This window comes from Rhizobium sp. NXC14 (genome assembly GCF_002117485.1).
Taxonomy (GTDB): domain Bacteria; phylum Pseudomonadota; class Alphaproteobacteria; order Rhizobiales; family Rhizobiaceae; genus Rhizobium.
In genome coordinates this window covers 26,694-44,122 of the sequence record NZ_CP021032.1, presented here as the reverse complement: position 1 = coordinate 44,122, position 17,429 = coordinate 26,694, and the positions used below count along the sequence as shown (strand labels likewise).

The window sequence follows — 17,429 nt, the reverse complement described above, 5'->3', positions numbered from 1 at the left end:
TTTGCTGCACTGCGACTTTCCGCCTCATGTCGCTATCGGGTTCAGTGCTTTAGTCGCGGTCAAAACGAAACAACAAGAGCTTAGAGACGTGCAAAAACTCGTGAAGTTTTCCCGCCTTCTATCCGTCTTGCCGCTGCTTTTCCTGGCAGGATGCAACATGGTCGTCATGGCGCCCTCAGGCGACATCGCCGTGCAACAGCGCGATCTCATCGTCATCTCGACGGTGCTGATGCTTTTGATCATCGTCCCGGTGATCTTCCTGACGCTGCTCTTCGCCTGGCGCTACCGCCGCTCCAACACGGCCGCCGCTTACGCGCCGGAATGGCATCATTCGACCCGCCTCGAAATCGTCATCTGGGCGGCCCCCCTGGCGATCATCATTGCGCTCGGGGCCGTCACCTGGATTTCCACGCATAAGCTCGATCCCTACCGACCGCTCGACCGCCTCGATGCCGAGCGCGCCATCCCGGCCGATACCAAGCCGCTGACCGTCGAGGTCGTGGCGCTCGACTGGAAATGGCTGTTCTTCTATCCCGAACTCGGCATCGCCACAGTCAACGAGATGGCCGCCCCTGTCGACACGCCGATCAATTTCAAGATCACCGCCTCCTCGGTGATGAACTCCTTCTACATCCCGGCTCTTGCCGGCCAGATCTACGCCATGCCCGGCATGGAGACGAAGCTGCACGCCGTCATCAACCGGGAGGGCGAATATGAAGGCTTCTCCGCCAATTACAGCGGCGCCGGCTTCTCGCACATGCGTTTCAAGTTCCATGGCCTAACCCGCGAAGGCTTCGACGCCTGGATGGCCAAGGTCAAGCAGCAGGGCACGATGCTCAACCGCGACGCCTATCTGACGCTTGAGAAGCCGAGCGAGAAGGAGCCGGTGCGCTACTATGCAGGCGCCGACGCCGATCTCTACGACGCCATCCTCAACATGTGCGCCACGCCAGGCAAGATGTGCATGAACGAGATGATGCACATCGATATGATGGGTGGCGGCGGCAAGGAAAGTGCTGAAAACCGCGAGAAGCTGCAATACGACAACCGCCATGCCGGTGAAGGCGTCGTCGAGCCTGGGGCCACCGTGCCGGCAACAGGCGTCCCGGCAAAGGCAGAGCCGCCGCGCAATTCCGGAGGCAGCATGCAGCACGACATGCCCGGCATGCAGGGCATGCCCGGGATGGATATGCAGCATGACGGCCATTCCATGCCGGGCTCGGGCAACGGCGCCGACCCGGCGCCGACGCAGCTCAACAACAACAATTAACCTGGCGCTTTGCGTCGCAAGACATAATGAACGGGTTGTTCCATGTTTTCCAATCCTGACCTCCTGAAGTTGATCTTCGGCCGGTTGACCCTCGACGCCATCCCCTATCACGAGCCGATTCTGGTCGTGACCTTCATCGGCGTCGTCATCGGCGGTCTCGCCGTGCTCGGCGCCATCACCTATTTCAAATTCTGGGGTCCGCTCTGGCACGACTGGATCTGCAGCGTCGATCACAAGAAGATCGGCATCATGTATGTGATACTCGCAGTGATCATGCTGCTACGCGGCTTTTCCGACGCGATCCTGATGCGCGTCCAGCAGGCGATCGCCTTCAACGGTTCCGAGGGCTACCTGCCGCCGCACCACTACGACCAGATCTTCACCGCCCACGGCGTCATCATGATCTTCTTCGTGGCGATGCCCTTCGTCACCGGTCTGATGAACTTCGTGGTGCCGCTGCAGATCGGCGCGCGCGACGTCTCCTTCCCCTTCCTCAACAACTTCTCCTTCTGGATGACCACCGCCGGCGCGATCATCATCATGCTGTCGCTTTTCATCGGCGAATTTGCCCAGACCGGCTGGCTCGCCTATCCGCCGCTGTCGGGAGCCGCCTACAGTCCGGGCGTCGGCGTCGACTATTATATCTGGGGCCTGCAGGTGGCGGGTGTCGGAACGACGCTGTCGGGAATCAACCTGATCGCCACCATCGTCAAGATGCGTGCGCCCGGCATGACGTTCATGAAAATGCCGGTCTTCACCTGGACGGCGCTCTGCACCAACGTGCTGATCGTCGCCTCCTTCCCGATCCTGACGGCAACGCTAGCGCTGCTGTCGCTCGACCGCTATGCCGGCACGAATTTCTTCACCAACGACCTTGGCGGCAATCCGATGATGTACATCAACCTCATCTGGATCTGGGGCCATCCGGAGGTCTACATCCTGGTGCTGCCGGCCTTCGGCATCTTTTCGGAAGTCGTCGCCACCTTCTCCGGCAAACGCCTGTTCGGCTATGCCTCCATGGTCTACGCCACCTGCGTGATCATGATCCTGTCCTACATCGTCTGGCTGCACCACTTCTTCACGATGGGCTCGGGCGCCAGCGTCAACTCCTTCTTCGGCATCACCACGATGATCATCTCGATCCCCACGGGAGCGAAGATCTTCAACTGGCTCTTCACCATGTATCGCGGCCGTATCCGCTACGAGGTGCCGATGCTGTGGACGGTCGGCTTCATGGTGACCTTCGTCATCGGCGGCATGACCGGCGTCATGCTGGCGGTGCCGCCGGCCGACTTCGTGCTGCACAATTCGTTGTTCCTCATCGCCCATTTCCACAACGTCATCATCGGCGGCGTTCTGTTCGGCATGTTCGCCGGCGTGAACTACTGGTTCCCGAAGGCCTTCGGCTTCAAGCTCGATCCCTTCTGGGGCAAGATGAGCTTCTGGTTCTGGCAGATCGGCTTCTGGTTCGCCTTCATGCCGCTCTACGTGCTCGGCCTGATGGGCGTCACCCGCCGCATGAGCCAGTTCGAGGATCCGTCACTGCAAATCTGGTTCATCATCGCCGCCTTCGGCGTCGGACTGATCGCGCTCGGCATCGCCGCTTTCCTGATCCAGATCGTCGTCAGCTTCGTGAAACGCGAGGAACTGCGTGACGACAGCGGCGATCCCTGGGACGGCCGTACGCTGGAATGGTCGACCTCCTCGCCGCCGCCGGACTACAACTTCGCCTTCACGCCCGTCGTCCATGACCATGACAGCTGGTACGACATGAAAAGGCGCGGCTACGAGCGCCCGCTCGGCGGCTTCAAGCCGATCCACATGCCGAAGAATACCGGCACCGGCGCCATCCTGTCGGCAATCAGCGTCGCGCTTGCCTTCGGCCTGATCTGGTACATGTGGTGGCTGGTGATCGTTTCCGCCATCGGGCTGCTTGCCGTGGCGATCGGCCATACCTTCAACTACAAACGCGACTTCTACATTCCCGCCGGCAAGGTGACCGAAACGGAAGGCAAGCGCACGGCGCTGCTTGCCGAGCAGGTGTAATGACCATGAGCGATCAAACCATCGATACGGCCGAAAAGCCTGAATTCTACCTGACGGAAGACCATCATCCGGAGGGGAGCACCAATCTCGGCTTCTGGCTCTACCTGATGAGCGACTGCCTGATCTTTGCGGTGCTGTTTGCGACGCACGGCGTGCTCGGCCGCAACTATGCCGCCGGCCCGTCGCCGGCCGATCTCTTCGATCTGCCGATCGTCGCCCTCAACACCTCGATGCTGCTCTTCTCGTCGATTACCTACGGCTTCGCCATGCTGCAGATGGAGCGGAACGCCAAGGCGGAAACGCTGTTCTGGCTCGCCGTGACCGGCCTGTTCGGCGCGGCCTTTATCGGGTTGGAACTTTACGAGTTCATACACCTGATCCACGAGGGCGCCGGGCCGACCCGCAGCGCCTTCCTCTCCTCCTTCTTCACGCTCGTCGGCACCCACGGGCTGCACGTCACCTTCGGCATCATCTGGCTGATCACGCTGATGGTCCAGGTGTCGATGCACGGGCTGATCGAGGCCAACCGCCGCCGCCTGATGTGCCTTTCGATGTTCTGGCACTTCCTCGACGTCGTCTGGATCGGCGTCTTTTCCTTCGTCTATCTGCTCGGAGTTCTCGGATGAGTTCGCAAGCACCCACCCATGAGGATGCCCACGAGGCGCATCACGGCCACAGCCACGGCCACCAGGCCGGCCATGGCACGTTCCGCAGCTATATGGTGGGCTTCGCGCTCTCCGTCGTCCTGACCGCCATCCCCTTCTGGCTTGTTATGGCCGGCGTGTTCGCCAGCCCGGCGCTGACGGCGGTGCTGGTGATGGGTATCGGCGCCATCCAGATCGTCGTCCATATGGTCTTCTTCCTGCACATGAATCCCAGGAGCGAAGGCGGCTGGACGATGATGGCGCTGATCTTTACCCTCATCATCGTCGCCATCGCGCTCTCCGGTTCACTCTGGGTCATGCATCATCTCAACTCCAATATGATGCCGATGAGCCCCGAGATGATGAAGAACATGCCGTAACGGCAAACGAAGGGCGGCGGCAGCGCCGCTCTGAGACCAATGAGCGAAGCCTCCACGCAAAAATCGGAAAGACGGCATTTCCGGGCAAAACGCGCGCTTTTCGCCGTCTGCCTGGCACTGCTCGCCGCCATCCTGTTTGGTCTCGGCACTTGGCAGGTTCAACGCCTGGGCTGGAAGCGCGACCTCGCCGCCCGCGTCGACCAGCGCGTGCACGCAGCCGCCGTGCCCGCCCCGGGGCGCGCCGACTGGGACAAGGTCAATGCCGGCAGCGACGAATACCGCCGTGTGACCGTCGAGGGAATGCTGGCAAACGACAAGGAAACGCTGGTCTACGCCTCGACCGTTCTCGGTCCGGGTTATTGGGTGATGACGCCGCTGATGCTCGCAGACGGCACCGCCATCCTCGTCAATCGCGGCTTCGTGCCGACGGACAGGCGCGACCCCGCCTCGCGCCGCGAGGGTCAGCTGTCTGATGTCATCGAGATCACCGGGCTGCTGCGGATGACCGAGCCGAAGGGATCGCTGCTCCAATCAAACGACGTCGCCGCCGACCGCTGGTATTCGCGCGATGTCGCCGCGATCGCCCAAAAGCGCGGCCTCGGCGCGGTCGCGCCCTATTTCATCGATGCCGACGCCGCTGCCAATCCCGGCGGTCTGCCCGTCGGCGGCCTGACGATCATCCATTTCCCCAACAACCATCTCGTCTATGCGATCACCTGGTACGGGCTGGCGGTGATGGTGCTGGTATTGCTGGTGTTTGTTGTTCGCGGCGAGATCGGAAGAGGCCGCCGGACGTAAGTCGCTGCCGCTTTGCAGCGGTGCAAGCGCTCCGGCAAGCAACAGTTGCACAGCGGTCGTCTCCGCGCTTCGGATTAATCTCTTGTAAAGCGATGTCCGATACTGCTTGCCTGAACAGAACTCATAAAGCTGCACATGAGCCGGCCGGATTACATCCCCAGTCTCGATGGTCTGCGCGGTCTCGCCGCGCTTCTGGTCGTGCAAGCGCATATCGGGCTTGTCTTTCCAAACACAGCCTTGCATTTCATCACAATGGGCAGCGAAGCCGTCGGCCTGTTCTTCGCCCTCAGCGGCTTTCTGATGGCCCATCTCTACGGCTCACGACCGGTCACCAAGGAAACCGTCCTGGATTTTCTTGTCAGCCGCTTTGCCCGCATCTATCCGGTCTATCTGGCTGCAGTCCTGCTCGTGGCGGCGCTGTCCGGCATGCAAAGTCTAAACTTCGTTCAGCCGATCATCGGCGGCACGGAGTTTCTCCGCCATGTCTTTCTTATGGGCTCGAGCGGGGTTTTCTGGTCAATTCCACCCGAAATTCAATTCTATCTGTTTTTCCCGATCCTTTGGCTCTGCTTGACCCGCCCGCAGCGCTATAGCGGTGTGATCGCAGGTTTGGCGGTGCTGGTCGTGGTGGAGGGTCTGCTCGAGCTGCCGGGACCAGGTATACTGCTTCTTTCCAAGCTCCCCTATTTTCTGTTCGGCGCGCTTGCCGGGGCGATGCATTCCTGCTGGGACAGGTGGAGGCCATCCGCCCTCACGGGCGCTTTCACGCTGTTCCTTCTGGCGGTGTTCTTCACGTACAGGCATGTCTTGCCCGGTTTCTCGCCTGTATTCTGGGGGCTTCAAAGTGCGCTCGCGTCAGCCGTCATCGTGGCGCTCGCCGCTCGACAGCCTCCGATCGCAGCCCATGTCCTGGCAGCGGCGCCCATGCGGTTCTTGGGCGCGATCAGCTTTTCGCTCTATCTTTTCCACGTCCCCATCACGTTCCTTGTACGCCGGGCTTTCGACGGTCTGATTCCGGAACCAGTACTCGTCCTGGTGGCGCTTGGCGTTGCGGTGGCAGGAGGATGGTTCATTCACGAGACGATAGAAGTCCCGAGCCGACGCCTGCTCTTCGCGTGGTGGCGGCATCATCGGCGGCGCGCAGCCTCGCGCGAAACTCCGGCTGAGACGATCGAACAGGCGATCCTCGACCTGCAAGAGACCGAAAAGCGCTTGCTGGACGGCGCAAATGCGGCCACGACGGATAAACAGCAAATCCCGATGACCTCAGAACTCGGAGCCGGCCGCACTGTCATTCAGAATAGTGACGACGAGAAGCTTCACGCCTAAAGCGCCGGTCAGCTTACGGCTAAACCGCAATCCGACTGATCGCTTCGGCAAGCTGCGCCTGCGAGAAGGGCTTGCCCAGGCGGGGCAGATCGGCGGCACCGGGCCCATCGGGCAGATCGGCGTAACCGGTGGCGAGAATGATCGGCATCTCAGGCCACTCGCTGCGGATCGCCTCGGCGAGCTGCGCCCCCGTCATTCGCGGCATGGCGTGATCGCAGATGACCAGATCGACAGGCTCCTTGCGCAGAATATCGAGCGCCTCCGGACCGGCCATCGCCTCGAAAACGGTGTGTCCGAGATCCTCCAGCATCAGCGTCGTATTCATCAGGACCAGGCCGTCGTCATCCACGGCGACGATGCGCAGCCCCTGCTGCGGGTTATCCGGTTTTTGTGGGATGTCTGCCGGTGCTTCGGCAGTCTGTTCGGCAATGACGACAGGAAACCATAGCTCGGCCGTCGTGCCTTCGCCCAGCGTGCTCTTCAGGATGAGCCGGCCGCCGGACTGGCTCGCGAGACCCTGCACCATGGAAAGGCCGAGGCCGGTGCCCTTGCCGACACCCTTGGTGGTGAAGAACGGTGTGACCGCCTGCTCCAGCGTCTTCGCATCCATGCCCTCGCCTTCATCGATCACCGCGATTCTTATATAGCGGCCGGCCGGCAGCGGCCCCTTGCCTGCGGCTATCGTTTCCTCGGATGCGCGAAGCATGATGCGGCCGCCGGAAGGCATGGCGTCTCGCGCGTTGACGACAAGATTGAGGATCGCCATCTCCAGCTGGTTGGGGTCGGTGAGGATTGTCGGCAGCCTGACTGGGAAGGAAGTCTCGATCGTGGTGAGGGGGCCGAGCGACCGGCTCAGAATTTCCATCATGCCGCGCACCAGGCCCGATACGTCGATCGGCTCCATGTGCAGCTCCTGCCGGCGGGAAAAGGCAAGCATGCGCTGCGTTAAGGCAGCACCCCGCTGAGCGCCCTGCATGGCATTGTCGACCAGCGACGTCAGCGAGCGGTCCTGCGGCATGCGCTTCTTCAGGAGTTCGAGACTGCCGAGCACGGCCATCAGCAGATTGTTAAAATCATGGGCGATACCGCCGGTCAATTGGCCGATCGCCTCCATCTTTTGCGATTGGAAAAGCTCTTCGCGCGCCTGCTCCAACGCCCGCTGCGTTTCCATCTTTTCGGTGATGTCGCGGGTGATCTTGGCGAAACCTAGTACTTCGCCGTCTTCGTCGCGGATAGCGTCGACGACGACACTCGCCCAGAAACGGCTGCCATCCTTGCGGACACGCCAGCCCTCCCTTTCGAACCGGCCTTCGGCGCGCGCGACCCGGAGCGCCTTCTCCGGCAGGCCGGCCGCGCGATCCTCGGGCGTATAGAAGGTCGAGAAATGCCGGCCGATGATTTCATCAGGCCGATAACCCTTGATGCGCTCGGCGCCGAAATTCCAGCTGCTGACATTGCCGTCAGGATCGAGCATGTAGATCGCATAGTCCGAAACGCCCTGAATCAGACGGCGAAATTGCTCCTCGCTCTGGCGGATCGCGTGTTCGGCGGCCCTGCGTTCCGTCAGATCGCGGGTGATCTTGGCAAAGCCAACCAGTTCGCCGGAGGGATGGCGGATGGGATCGATGACCACATGCGCCCAGAAGCGGCTGCCGTCCTTGCGCCGGCGCCAGCCCTCCCCCTCGTACCGGCCCTCTTCCACCGCCGTGGTGAGCGCGCGCTCGGGGATGCCCGCGGCTCGGTCCTCTTCCACATAGAAACGGGAAAAGTGCTCGCCCAGAATTTCCGAAGGTTTATAGCCCTTGAACCGTTGAGCGCCGGTATTCCAGCTGGTGACGATGCCTTCCGGGCTCAGCATGTAGATGGCATAGTCGGTGATGGCATCGACCAGAAGGCGAAAGCGTCCCTCTTCATCAAGAGACGTATCATGTCGATCCAGCACTTCCATCTGCCCCTCTCGGTTACCAGCGCTCTTAACGCTACACCGGGCAGAAGGTTCCCAAAATATCACACTTTTCACATGGCCCTGACCTGTGGATGGAACCGCTCACCGATGTGCTCGGCAGCGGCATAGGCCTGCGAGACGATCTCCGGCACGAGATCGATGTCGGGCAGGCTACCAAGCCCAAGCGGGCCGACGGCAAAAAGCCCGGCAACCGTCGAACCGTCCCCCAGGAAAGGCTCGCCGCGCGCATTGACCGCCAGCCCGAGCGAAAGTTCGTCCGGCATGGCGAGACCGGCGGAAAACAGGCTCTGCATCAGCGGCGCGGAAAGATCCGGCGCCCTGCAGCGGCAATCGATGATGCGCTCGGCATGGATGACCTCTTCGATAGAGGAGCCGGCTGGCGTGAAGAACAGGCCGCTCAGGCCCTGACGCCCGGCTCGGCCGCGGCGCAGCACCGTGCGGCCTTCGGCAAGCTCGCGTTTCAGGCGCAGGTGCATGGCCTCGGGCAGGCGATTGCGGTGGCTGTCGTAGATCGCCCGCAAATGACGGTTGAACTGATGTTTGTGGCGGGCCGGCAGCGATCTCCACAGAGAGCGCGCATGTTTCCTCAGACCGTTCATCACCGATTGCCAGCTTCGCCCCTCTTCTTCCGCCTCGCGACAGGCCTGGCGGATGAAACGCACAATGTCGGGCAGGCTCTCCGGCAGCGCTTCGGCCGGAAACACCGGATCGGCGGAATTCGGCGTATGGCTCTGGGGCAGGAAGCCGCGCCGGGAAATGATCGTCACCTGGCCGGCATAACCGGAATCGCGCAGCTGCAGCAACTGATCGACGACGCGAATGCCGCTGCCGAGCAACACGGTATGCGGCCGCGCGACGAGGCGCTGGGCCCTGACCGGCGACGCGCCCGGCTCCTCAGCATCCGGATCGCCCAGGCCGTAGCCGGTGGCGAGAATCACCGTATCGAACAGCGGATTGGCTGGATTGGCGCTTTCGAGCAGGAAGCGGTTGCCGTGGCTGCGGCGGATCGCCACCACGGGATCGTTGCAGACCTGGACGGTGATGTCCCGGCGCGCGGCGAGCGCTTCCGAAAAGCGCTGGTAGACATAATCGCTGAAGATCTCCTTCGGCACGAAGATTTGCCGGAAACCGGGAATGGCGGCCGGCACGGCGGCGCGGAAAGCGGCGTTGCTACAGAGCCAGTCGTTGAAATCGTCGCTGTCGCCCACCGAAACAGAGAGATCACGCACGCGGGTGTTGAGGATCGTCGAGGCGCGGGCCGAGGCCAGCGCCTGGCCGCCGCTGACCGACGAATTAGGATCGAACAATTGCAGATGGAAGGGTGCGCGCACCGTCTTCATCAGCGCAATGGCCGTCATCATTCCGGAGAAACCGCGGCCGACAATCGCTATGCGCGGCACGGCCGAGATCTGCGCTGCCGCCTTGGCTCTTCCGGAAAAAAGTCCCTGAACCGTCATCGCAACTCCTTTGCGCTTCATTCGCAGCCTGGGGTCGATCGAGGTTTCAACGCGTAAACAGCGGCTCACGCGTTGATGAGGGTCACGCGGCCATTGACGCCGCAGCTCGGGGTCCACCGGGAGCCCGCAAGTGAACGAGGGCCTGATCCCTGGCGATAGTCTATCAATCTGGTCGTGTATGAAAGCGCCAAAAACCGAAAGTGGCAAGAGATTTGTTGAACACGAGCTTAAACCACTGAGAACGCCAAGTATTTTCACACCGCGCCCAAAGTGGCCACGCCGCTGCCTTCGCCGCGGTCGTGCTTGCCAAGTCTGCTCGAACTGCTCAGGCGATCCTGAAGGCGACGTTCAATCAAGCGCCCCATACGCCAATTAACATCTTGAGAAACCTCTCCGCCGCGGGCGACAAGGTGCCGCCGCGGCGGCGAACCACGCCGATCGTACGAGATATATCGGGATTGCGAATGGGGCGGGTGATCAGGAACGGATGATCTTCCCGCGGGGTTGCCATTCGTGGCAGCACCGAGATCCCAAGGCCCGCCTCGACGAGCCCAAGGGAGGTGGACAGATGAGTTACCTCATAGAACCAGCGCAGCTTGATGTTCGACTTTGCCAGTGCCGCGTCGAGCAGCGTTCTGTTGCCACTCGACCGATGAACGGTGATCACGTGATAAGGCTCTAACTCCGCCCATTCGACCCATTGTTTTGCTGCAAGAGGATGATCCTTGCGCGCTGCAAGTACGAATGGGTCTTCCGCAAGCCGCTCGAAGGTAAGGTCCGGGTCGGAGGTACCCATGATATTTATACCGAATTCCACTTCCCCGCTTGCTACGGCTTGAAGACCGTCGGTTGCAGGCAGATCGAGGATACGAAAACGAATGTTCGGATATTCTTCATTGAACTGGCGAATGACCGTGGGCAGGAAGTAGAATGCCGCGGTCGGAAGACATGCAATAGTCACCAACCCCCCTCGATTGGGTCCAACGTCACGCACGGCAAAGAGGGAGCCATCGAACTCCTCCAGCATGCGTCGGACGAGGGGCACCAGTTCCGTGCCGAGCGCCGTCGCGGACACATGCCTGGTTGTGCGTTCCAGGAGCGGTGCGCCGATGGCCTGCTCCAGTTTTTGAATACGGCGGCTCAACGCGGGCTGCGACATGTGCAGGGCATCGGCGGCGCGATTGAAGCTCTCCAGTTCTACGACGCTCAGGAAGGCTCGCAGGTCGAGGATCTCACAATTAATGCTCATTTCGCATCAATCCTCCAAATCTTAGCATTTTACAAATAAAAAATTCTTTCAATAATCGGATCAAACGGCGCCGATTAATACGGTCGCAGCATAATTCCGGCGAAAGCACAACCGATGAACGATCTGATGCCTATTCCTTGCGTACTGATGAGAGGCGGCACCTCGAAAGGGCCGTTCTTCCTCGCCAGGGATCTTCCCGCGGACACCGACCAGCGCGACAAGATCCTGCTGTCGATCATGGGCTCGGGTCATCCGCTGCAAATCGACGGAATTGGAGGCGGCAACCCGGTTACGAGCAAGGTCGCCATTATCGGACCTGCCAGCATTCCCGGCGCAGACGTGGATTATCTCTTTGCGCAGGTACGAGTCGATCAACAGATCGTCGACACCTCGCCGAATTGCGGCAACATGCTCGCCGCAGTCGGCCCGTTTGCCATCGAGGCTGGACTAGTTCCGGTTCGTGGAGAAAAGACGCTCGTTCGGATCCATAACGTCAACACCAGCAAGCTGATCGAGGCCGAAGTTCCCACTCCGAATGGCAGCGTCTCCTATCTCGGTGAAGCTGCAATCGACGGAGTGCCCGGGCGCGCTGCGCCAATCGCGCTTACTTTCATGGACGCAGCCGGAGCTCGTACCGGACAGCTCTTTCCCACCGGCAAAGCCATCGACTTGATCGGCGGCGTGGCTGTCACCTGCATCGATTGCGCCATGCCGATGATGCTGATCGAGGCAGTTTCGATCGGCGCAACCGGCCTGGAATCGGCAGCCGAACTCAATGCTGACAGGGAATTGCTGGAACGGCTGGAAGAGCTGCGGATTGCGGCTGGCGAACGGATGGGCCTTGGAAACGTGCGCAATCAGGTAACGCCAAAGCCGGTGCTCATATCGCGGCCAAAGGCCGGAGGCGACCTCAGCGTACGTTATTTCATGCCGCATCAATGTCATCCGTCGCTGGCAACCACGGGCGCCGTCGGAATTGCCACAGCCTGCATCACCGAGGATACGGTCGCTTCGCGTCTGATCGGCCGGAGGGCCCCTCCGCTTGTTCTTTCCATCGAGCACCCCAGCGGCCACCTCGACGTCAAGCTGTATGAACGGGACGGCAAGACCGTCGCCGGCATCCTTCGCACCGCCCGCCGGCTGTTCGAGGGACATGTGTTAGCAAAACCTGTCACGCAACTGGGTTGCGCGGCATAATAGCTCTGGCCGCCAGGAGGGCGCCAACAACAGGAGGAGAATGTCATCATGCGCAAGCTTATGCTCGCCCTCGCAGCAACGGTCGCGCTCGCCGGCCCCGCACTTGCGGATCCGGTCCGTATCAGCGTCGGCTCTTACAACCTCAATAATCTTCCCTTTCCTGTCGCCCAAGGGCTTGGCCTTTATGAAAAGGAAGGGCTGGAGGTGACCGTTGAAAATTTTGCGTCGGGCGGTTCCAAGACGCTTCAGGCGCTTGTTGCCGGCTCAACCGATATCGGCGTCGGCTTCTACGATCATACGATCCAGATGCAATCGCAGAAGAAGGCCGTCGTCGCCTTCGTGCAGCTCGCCCGCAATTCAGGGCTCGTACTGGCTGGCGGCAAGGGCAGCAATTTCGATCCGGCAAAGCCGGAAACGATCAAAGGCGCAAAAATCGGAATTACGTCGCCGGGTTCGTCCTCCGATTTCTTTGTCCGCTATTACCTGCAGCGCAACGGCTTGTCCGCAAGCGACGTGTCGCTGATCGGTGTTGGCTCCGGCTCTTCCGCCGTCGCAGCACTCGAACAGCAGAAGGTCGACCTGCTCGTCAACTACGATCCGGCTGCGACGTTCATCGAAGCCAAGGGTGTTGGCAAGATCCTGATCGATGGGCGCAGCGACGACGGTGCGAGAGCGATCTATGGCGGGATTTACCCGACCTCCGTCCTCTATGCCACGCAAAGCTATATCGAGGAAAATCCCGAGACGATCCAGAAGGTCACCAATGCGACGGTCAAAGCGCTCGAATGGATGAATAGCCACTCCGCGGAAGAGATCGTGGAGAAGCTCCCGAAGGAGTTCATTTCAGGCGATCGTGACACCTACGTCAAGGCGGTCGAGAACGCGAAGGCGATCTTCTCGAAGGACGGGCGCATTAACGAGGATGACATTAAAATCCCGCTCGCCGTCCTGAAGAGCTTCAACGATAAAGTCGCCGCGGCCGACATCGACCTTGCAAAAACCTACACGAACGAGTTCGTCGGCAAAGTCCCGAATGCCGCTGCCAACTGATAGGAGGAGGTCATGGAATTGGCCGTCGTGAAAACTGCACCCCCGACCAACCGTCCGGATCATTCGAAGCCGATGGTTTCCATCGATGCAATCACCATGTCCTTTGGTGCTTACGTAGCGGTGCAGGATGTTAATCTTAGCGTCTCCAATGGCGAATTCCTGGCCATCGTCGGACCGACTGGATGCGGCAAAAGCACCATACTCAACGCGATTGCCGGTCTTCTGAAGCCTGCCAGCGGCACTGTTTCCATCGATGGTCAGCCGGTCCGCGGAGTTCAGACCGATATCGGTTACCTGTTCCAACAGGACGCACTGCTTCCGTGGAAGACCGCAATCGAGAATGTGGAACTCGGTCCCATGTTCAAGGGTGTCGGCGCTGCCGACCGTCGCGAGCAGTCGATGAGATGGCTGGCGAAGGTCGGATTAAAAGGGTTCGAGCATCGATATCCGCATCAACTTTCCGGCGGTCAGCGCAAGCGTGTGCAGATGGCACAGGCGCTGATCACCGGCCCCAAGGTCATCCTGATGGACGAGCCTTTCTCCGCGCTCGATATCCATACCCGCCACCTCATGCAGAACGAGCTGCTGCGGCTTTGGCAGGAGGAACGGCGCGCAGTGGTGATGATAACGCACGACCTCGAGGAAGCGATCGCCCTTGGCGATCGGGTCGTCGTGCTTGCCGCCGGACCGCGCTCGCGCGTCATCGACAGCTTCCCGGTCGACCTCGTACGCCCGCGTGATGTCGCCGAAATCAAGCTCGATCCGCGCTTCTTGGATCTCTATCGTAACATCTGGTCATCGCTGCGCGGTGAAGTGGAGAAAAGCTATGAACGTCATGACTGAACGCCTCATTCAAATCGTGCTGCTCGTGGCAATTGTCGGCGGTTGGCAGCTTGGTGTCGCGGCTGGCGTCATTGACGTCTTCTTTTTCCCGGCTCCTCTCGACATCTTCGACCAGGTCTTATCCTGGGTGGCCGACGTCAGCTTCTACAGCCATGTCGCCATCACGCTGACGGAAACCGTGCTCGGCTACCTCGTCGGAACTGCACTCGGGGTCGCCGCAGGCGTGTGGCTTGGTCTCAGCCGTTCGGCTGCGCGTATTCTCGACCCCTTCATCAAGGGGCTGAACGCAATACCGCGCGTCGTGCTCGCGCCGATTTTCGTGCTGTGGCTTGGCCTTGGGCTGTGGTCCAAGGTGGCGCTCGCCGTGACGCTGGTGTTCTTCGTCACCTTTTTCAACGCGATGCAAGGGGTGCGCGAAGTCAATCCGGTGGTGCTGTCGAACGCCCGCATTTTGGGAGGCAATCGGAGGGACCTGCTTCGCCATGTCTATTTCCCGGCAGCGGCGAGCTGGATTCTGTCGTCGTTGCGCACTTCGGTCGGCTTCGCCGTGGTGGGGGCGATTATCGGCGAATATCTCGGCTCCTCTGCCGGGCTCGGCTACCTGATCGCTCAGGCCGAAGGCAATTTCGATGCGGTCGGCGTCTTCGCGGGCATTCTGATCCTGGCGATCTTTGTCCTGATCATCGACAGCATTCTGGACATAGCCGAGAAGCATCTCATCAAGTGGCGCACAAGCGCTGCCGAACGGCCGGCCTGACAATCGTTATCGGCAACTTCAACACCTGCCAGCAAGCGCTCTCCCTTTCCTCAAAGGGAGAGCGCAAACATGTGAGCGACAGAGTGTCCCGGTCCACACGTCTTGGCGGCGCTGCGGGCCTTCAGCGTACGATGAGCGAGGCTTCAGCAACGGCCGGACGGAGGTGCTGCTGCAACCCACCCGCGCGTTGACTGTTCCCGCGGGGTAGCCTCACGTAAAAATAACCAGTTGGTGAATTCTTTACTTGAACCCCCAATTGGAATCGGCAAAAATGATGGTGCTATCAATCCCTTCATGGATTTGCCGTCTTTTCGGGCCAGCGTCCGAGCACCACATCTATTGGAAAAATACCGTGAGCAGCGATGCGTCAACACGCGCGACGAAGCCTTCGGCTTCGATGGCGCTTGCAACTGCGGCAGGCTGGGGCCGAGGCCTCTATACACTGGTGCGCATCACCGTGATGGCCTTCCGCCACCCCTGGCAGGCGGGCTTTGCGATCGGCGCCACCCTCATTGCCTCCACCTTCCAGCTGATGATCCCCCGGCTTCTCGGCCGGGCCGTCGACCACACCCAGATGGCGATGGGCGGCGGCGCGGACGGCCAGGCGGCGCAGGATGCGCTTCTGACCACGGCGCTGCTGCTGCTCGGCTCCAGCGTGCTGCGCGGTCTCTTCACCATGGTGCAGAACTATTTCAGCGAATCCGTCGGTCACCACATGGGCTACGAGCTGCGGCTGGCCTGCTACGAAAAGATCCAGCGCCTCTCCTTCAGCTTTCACGACACGGTCCATTCCGGCGACCTGATCACCGTCGGCCTGCTCGATCTCGAGGGCGTGCGCATGTATTTTTCGACGGCGCTCGTCCGCATGATCCTGCTGTCGATCCTCATCGGTATCGGCGCCTATATGCTGCTGTCGACCGACGTGGTGCTCGGCCTGCTGGCGCTCTCCTTCGTGCCTTTCGTCGGCTGGCGCTCCTCGGTCACGCAACTCAGGCTGCGCGCGACCTGGCTAGAGCTGCAGGAGCGGCTTTCGGTACTGACCCGCATCATGGAAGAGAATCTCGGCGGCATCCGCGTCGTGCGCGCCTTTGCCGCACAGGAGCACGAACTGTCGAAATTCGAGGCGGCCTCGAAGAACGCGCTGGCGCTCGCCCATCAACGCGTCGGCATCCGTGTCGTCAACACCAGCGCCATGACCTTCTCCTTCTTCGCCGCCATCGGCCTCGTGCTGTGGGTCGGCGGCGGCAAGGTGATGTCGGGCGAGATCACCGTCGGCACGCTCGCCTCATTCCTGACCTTCATGACCATCCTGCAGATGCCGGTGCGCCAGCTCGGCCTGATGGTCAACGCCTTTGCCCGCGCCTCCACCTGCGGGTCGCGCCTCTTCGACCTTCTCGACCTCGACATCGCGATCAAGGACGCGCCGGATGCCAGAGAATTGGCGGTGACGGACGGCGTGCTGCGCTTCGAAAATGTCAGCTTCGCCTATCCCGGCGCGGAAAAGCGCAGTGTGCTTCACGACGTCTCCTTTGAAGCCAGGCGCGGCCAGACCATCGGCATCGTCGGCCCTCCCGGCAGCGGCAAGTCGACCATCGCCCATCTCATTCCGCGCTTCTACGATGTCAGCCGCGGCAGGATCACCATCGACGGCCAGGACATCCGCAAGGCGACGCTGCAGTCGCTGCGCCGTTCCGTTGCGGTCGTCCAGCAGGATTCCTTCCTGTTCACGACGACGATCGAGAACAACATCGCCTATGGCGATCCCTGGGCGAAGGAAAGCCGCATCGAACGCGCCAGCGAGAGCGCTCAGCTGCATAATTACGTCCTGGGCCTTCCCACCGGCTACGGCACCGTCGTCGGCGAGCGCGGCGTGTCGCTCTCCGGCGGTCAGCGGCAGCGGCTGTCGATCGCCCGCGCGCTGATGCTCAAGCCGGCTGTCATGGTGTTCGACGACTCGACGGCGGCGATCGACGCGGCCACCGAGCAGCGCATCCGCAGCGCCATGCGTCGCTATGCCGCCGACCGCGTGACGATCATCGTCGCTCATCGCCTGAGCTCTCTGATGCATGCCGACCTGATCCTGTTCGTCGAAGACGGAAGGATTGTCGAGCGCGGCACGCATCAGGCGCTCCTTTCGCTCGGCGGGCGCTACAAGGCGCTCTACGACCTGCAGGTGCGGCCGGGCGACGAGGTGTTGAGCGCGTAATCATACCCGCTTCTCCCCAGCTGGGAGAAGTGCCGAGCAAAGCGAGGCGATCAGGGGGCGAGGAGCGACGAGTGTCCTGAGCGGAAGCGAAGGGCAAATAGGGCGTGCCGTGCGGCCCCCTCATCCGCCCTCGGGCCACTGACCAGGGTCGAGCCGCGGTCGACTCGTCCTTCGGACCCCCGCTGGGGAGAAGGGGGACAAGCAATGGGATGCAGGCCACCCGACGTCATGGCCGCA

Annotated in this window: 14 protein-coding genes; 11 read left to right on the top strand and 3 right to left on the bottom strand. The window is 61.2% G+C overall.

Features of this window, described 5'->3' with window-relative positions:
• Positions 1 to 88 precede the first annotated feature (88 nt).
• From cyoA to NXC14_RS24475, 6 genes are all read left to right on the top strand, one after another.
• Complete coding sequence (gene cyoA / locus NXC14_RS24500; RefSeq protein WP_085780642.1) at positions 89 to 1,270, top strand: ubiquinol oxidase subunit II; 1,182 nt, start codon at positions 89 to 91, stop codon at positions 1,268 to 1,270.
• Positions 1,271 to 1,312: 42 nt separating this feature from the next.
• Positions 1,313 to 3,316, top strand: a complete 2,004-nt coding sequence (cyoB, locus tag NXC14_RS24495) for a cytochrome o ubiquinol oxidase subunit I (protein WP_085780641.1) — start codon at positions 1,313 to 1,315, stop codon at positions 3,314 to 3,316.
• A gap of 5 nt (positions 3,317 to 3,321) precedes the next feature.
• Positions 3,322 to 3,942, top strand: a complete 621-nt coding sequence (cyoC, locus tag NXC14_RS24490) for a cytochrome o ubiquinol oxidase subunit III (protein WP_085781247.1) — start codon at positions 3,322 to 3,324, stop codon at positions 3,940 to 3,942.
• Entirely contained in the window at positions 3,939 to 4,340 is a 402-nt protein-coding gene (gene cyoD / locus NXC14_RS24485) for a cytochrome o ubiquinol oxidase subunit IV (protein ID WP_085780640.1), read from the top strand. Before cyoC ends, cyoD begins: the two co-directional genes overlap by 4 nt.
• A gap of 39 nt (positions 4,341 to 4,379) precedes the next feature.
• Positions 4,380 to 5,138: an SURF1 family protein gene (locus tag NXC14_RS24480; RefSeq protein ID WP_085780639.1), complete on the top strand. Its 759-nt coding sequence runs from the start codon at positions 4,380 to 4,382 to the stop codon at positions 5,136 to 5,138.
• 135 nt (positions 5,139 to 5,273) lie between these two features.
• Positions 5,274 to 6,467 (top strand): acyltransferase, encoded by a 1,194-nt coding sequence (locus NXC14_RS24475; RefSeq protein WP_085780638.1) that lies wholly within the window; start codon positions 5,274 to 5,276, stop codon positions 6,465 to 6,467.
• Positions 6,468 to 6,486: 19 nt separating this feature from the next.
• On the opposite strand, the gene NXC14_RS24470 is transcribed toward NXC14_RS24475, so the two are convergent.
• From NXC14_RS24470 to NXC14_RS24460, 3 genes are all read right to left on the bottom strand, one after another.
• On the bottom strand, positions 6,487 to 8,415 hold the full coding sequence (locus NXC14_RS24470; RefSeq protein WP_085780637.1) for a PAS domain-containing sensor histidine kinase: 1,929 nt from the start codon (positions 8,413 to 8,415) through the stop codon (positions 6,487 to 6,489).
• Between the two features lie 68 nt (positions 8,416 to 8,483).
• Positions 8,484 to 9,890 carry an FAD/NAD(P)-binding protein gene (locus tag NXC14_RS24465; RefSeq protein ID WP_085781246.1) on the bottom strand — a complete coding sequence of 469 codons (1,407 nt, stop codon included), beginning with the start codon at positions 9,888 to 9,890 and terminating at the stop codon, positions 8,484 to 8,486.
• Between the two features lie 352 nt (positions 9,891 to 10,242).
• Positions 10,243 to 11,139, bottom strand: a complete 897-nt coding sequence (locus tag NXC14_RS24460; protein ID WP_085780636.1) for a LysR family transcriptional regulator — start codon at positions 11,137 to 11,139, stop codon at positions 10,243 to 10,245.
• Between the two features lie 114 nt (positions 11,140 to 11,253).
• Here NXC14_RS24460 and NXC14_RS24455 point away from each other — a divergent pair, with 114 nt between their 5' ends.
• The 5 genes from NXC14_RS24455 (at position 11,254) to NXC14_RS24435 (ending at position 17,192) form a co-directional block, all read left to right on the top strand.
• Positions 11,254 to 12,336 carry a 4-oxalomesaconate tautomerase gene (locus NXC14_RS24455; RefSeq protein ID WP_085780635.1) on the top strand — a complete coding sequence of 361 codons (1,083 nt, stop codon included), beginning with the start codon at positions 11,254 to 11,256 and terminating at the stop codon, positions 12,334 to 12,336.
• A gap of 48 nt (positions 12,337 to 12,384) precedes the next feature.
• On the top strand, positions 12,385 to 13,386 hold the full coding sequence (locus NXC14_RS24450) for an ABC transporter substrate-binding protein (protein ID WP_085780634.1): 1,002 nt from the start codon (positions 12,385 to 12,387) through the stop codon (positions 13,384 to 13,386).
• A gap of 12 nt (positions 13,387 to 13,398) precedes the next feature.
• On the top strand, positions 13,399 to 14,229 hold the full coding sequence (locus NXC14_RS24445) for an ABC transporter ATP-binding protein (protein WP_085780633.1): 831 nt from the start codon (positions 13,399 to 13,401) through the stop codon (positions 14,227 to 14,229).
• Positions 14,213 to 14,986, top strand: a complete 774-nt coding sequence (locus NXC14_RS24440) for an ABC transporter permease (RefSeq protein ID WP_085780632.1) — start codon at positions 14,213 to 14,215, stop codon at positions 14,984 to 14,986. Before NXC14_RS24445 ends, NXC14_RS24440 begins: the two co-directional genes overlap by 17 nt.
• A gap of 244 nt (positions 14,987 to 15,230) precedes the next feature.
• On the top strand, positions 15,231 to 17,192 hold the full coding sequence (locus NXC14_RS24435; RefSeq protein WP_198175574.1) for an ABC transporter ATP-binding protein: 1,962 nt from the start codon (positions 15,231 to 15,233) through the stop codon (positions 17,190 to 17,192).
• Positions 17,193 to 17,429: the final 237 nt, after the last annotated feature.

Bases quoted from the DNA above. Each gene is read 5' to 3' on its own strand.
- cyoB (WP_085780641.1), top strand. From the start codon at position 1,313: ATGTTTTCCAATCCTGACCTCCTGAAGTTGATCTTCGGCCGGTTGACC.
- cyoC (WP_085781247.1), top strand. From the start codon at position 3,322: ATGAGCGATCAAACCATCGATACGGCCGAAAAGCCTGAATTCTACCTG.
- cyoD (WP_085780640.1), top strand. From the start codon at position 3,939: ATGAGTTCGCAAGCACCCACCCATGAGGATGCCCACGAGGCGCATCAC.
- NXC14_RS24480 (WP_085780639.1), top strand. From the start codon at position 4,380: ATGAGCGAAGCCTCCACGCAAAAATCGGAAAGACGGCATTTCCGGGCA.
- NXC14_RS24475 (WP_085780638.1), top strand. From the start codon at position 5,274: ATGAGCCGGCCGGATTACATCCCCAGTCTCGATGGTCTGCGCGGTCTC.
- NXC14_RS24470 (WP_085780637.1), bottom strand. From the start codon at position 8,415: ATGGAAGTGCTGGATCGACATGATACGTCTCTTGATGAAGAGGGACGC.
- NXC14_RS24465 (WP_085781246.1), bottom strand. From the start codon at position 9,890: ATGACGGTTCAGGGACTTTTTTCCGGAAGAGCCAAGGCGGCAGCGCAG.
- NXC14_RS24460 (WP_085780636.1), bottom strand. From the start codon at position 11,139: ATGAGCATTAATTGTGAGATCCTCGACCTGCGAGCCTTCCTGAGCGTC.
- NXC14_RS24455 (WP_085780635.1), top strand. From the start codon at position 11,254: ATGAACGATCTGATGCCTATTCCTTGCGTACTGATGAGAGGCGGCACC.
- NXC14_RS24450 (WP_085780634.1), top strand. From the start codon at position 12,385: ATGCGCAAGCTTATGCTCGCCCTCGCAGCAACGGTCGCGCTCGCCGGC.
- NXC14_RS24445 (WP_085780633.1), top strand. From the start codon at position 13,399: ATGGAATTGGCCGTCGTGAAAACTGCACCCCCGACCAACCGTCCGGAT.
- NXC14_RS24440 (WP_085780632.1), top strand. From the start codon at position 14,213: ATGAACGTCATGACTGAACGCCTCATTCAAATCGTGCTGCTCGTGGCA.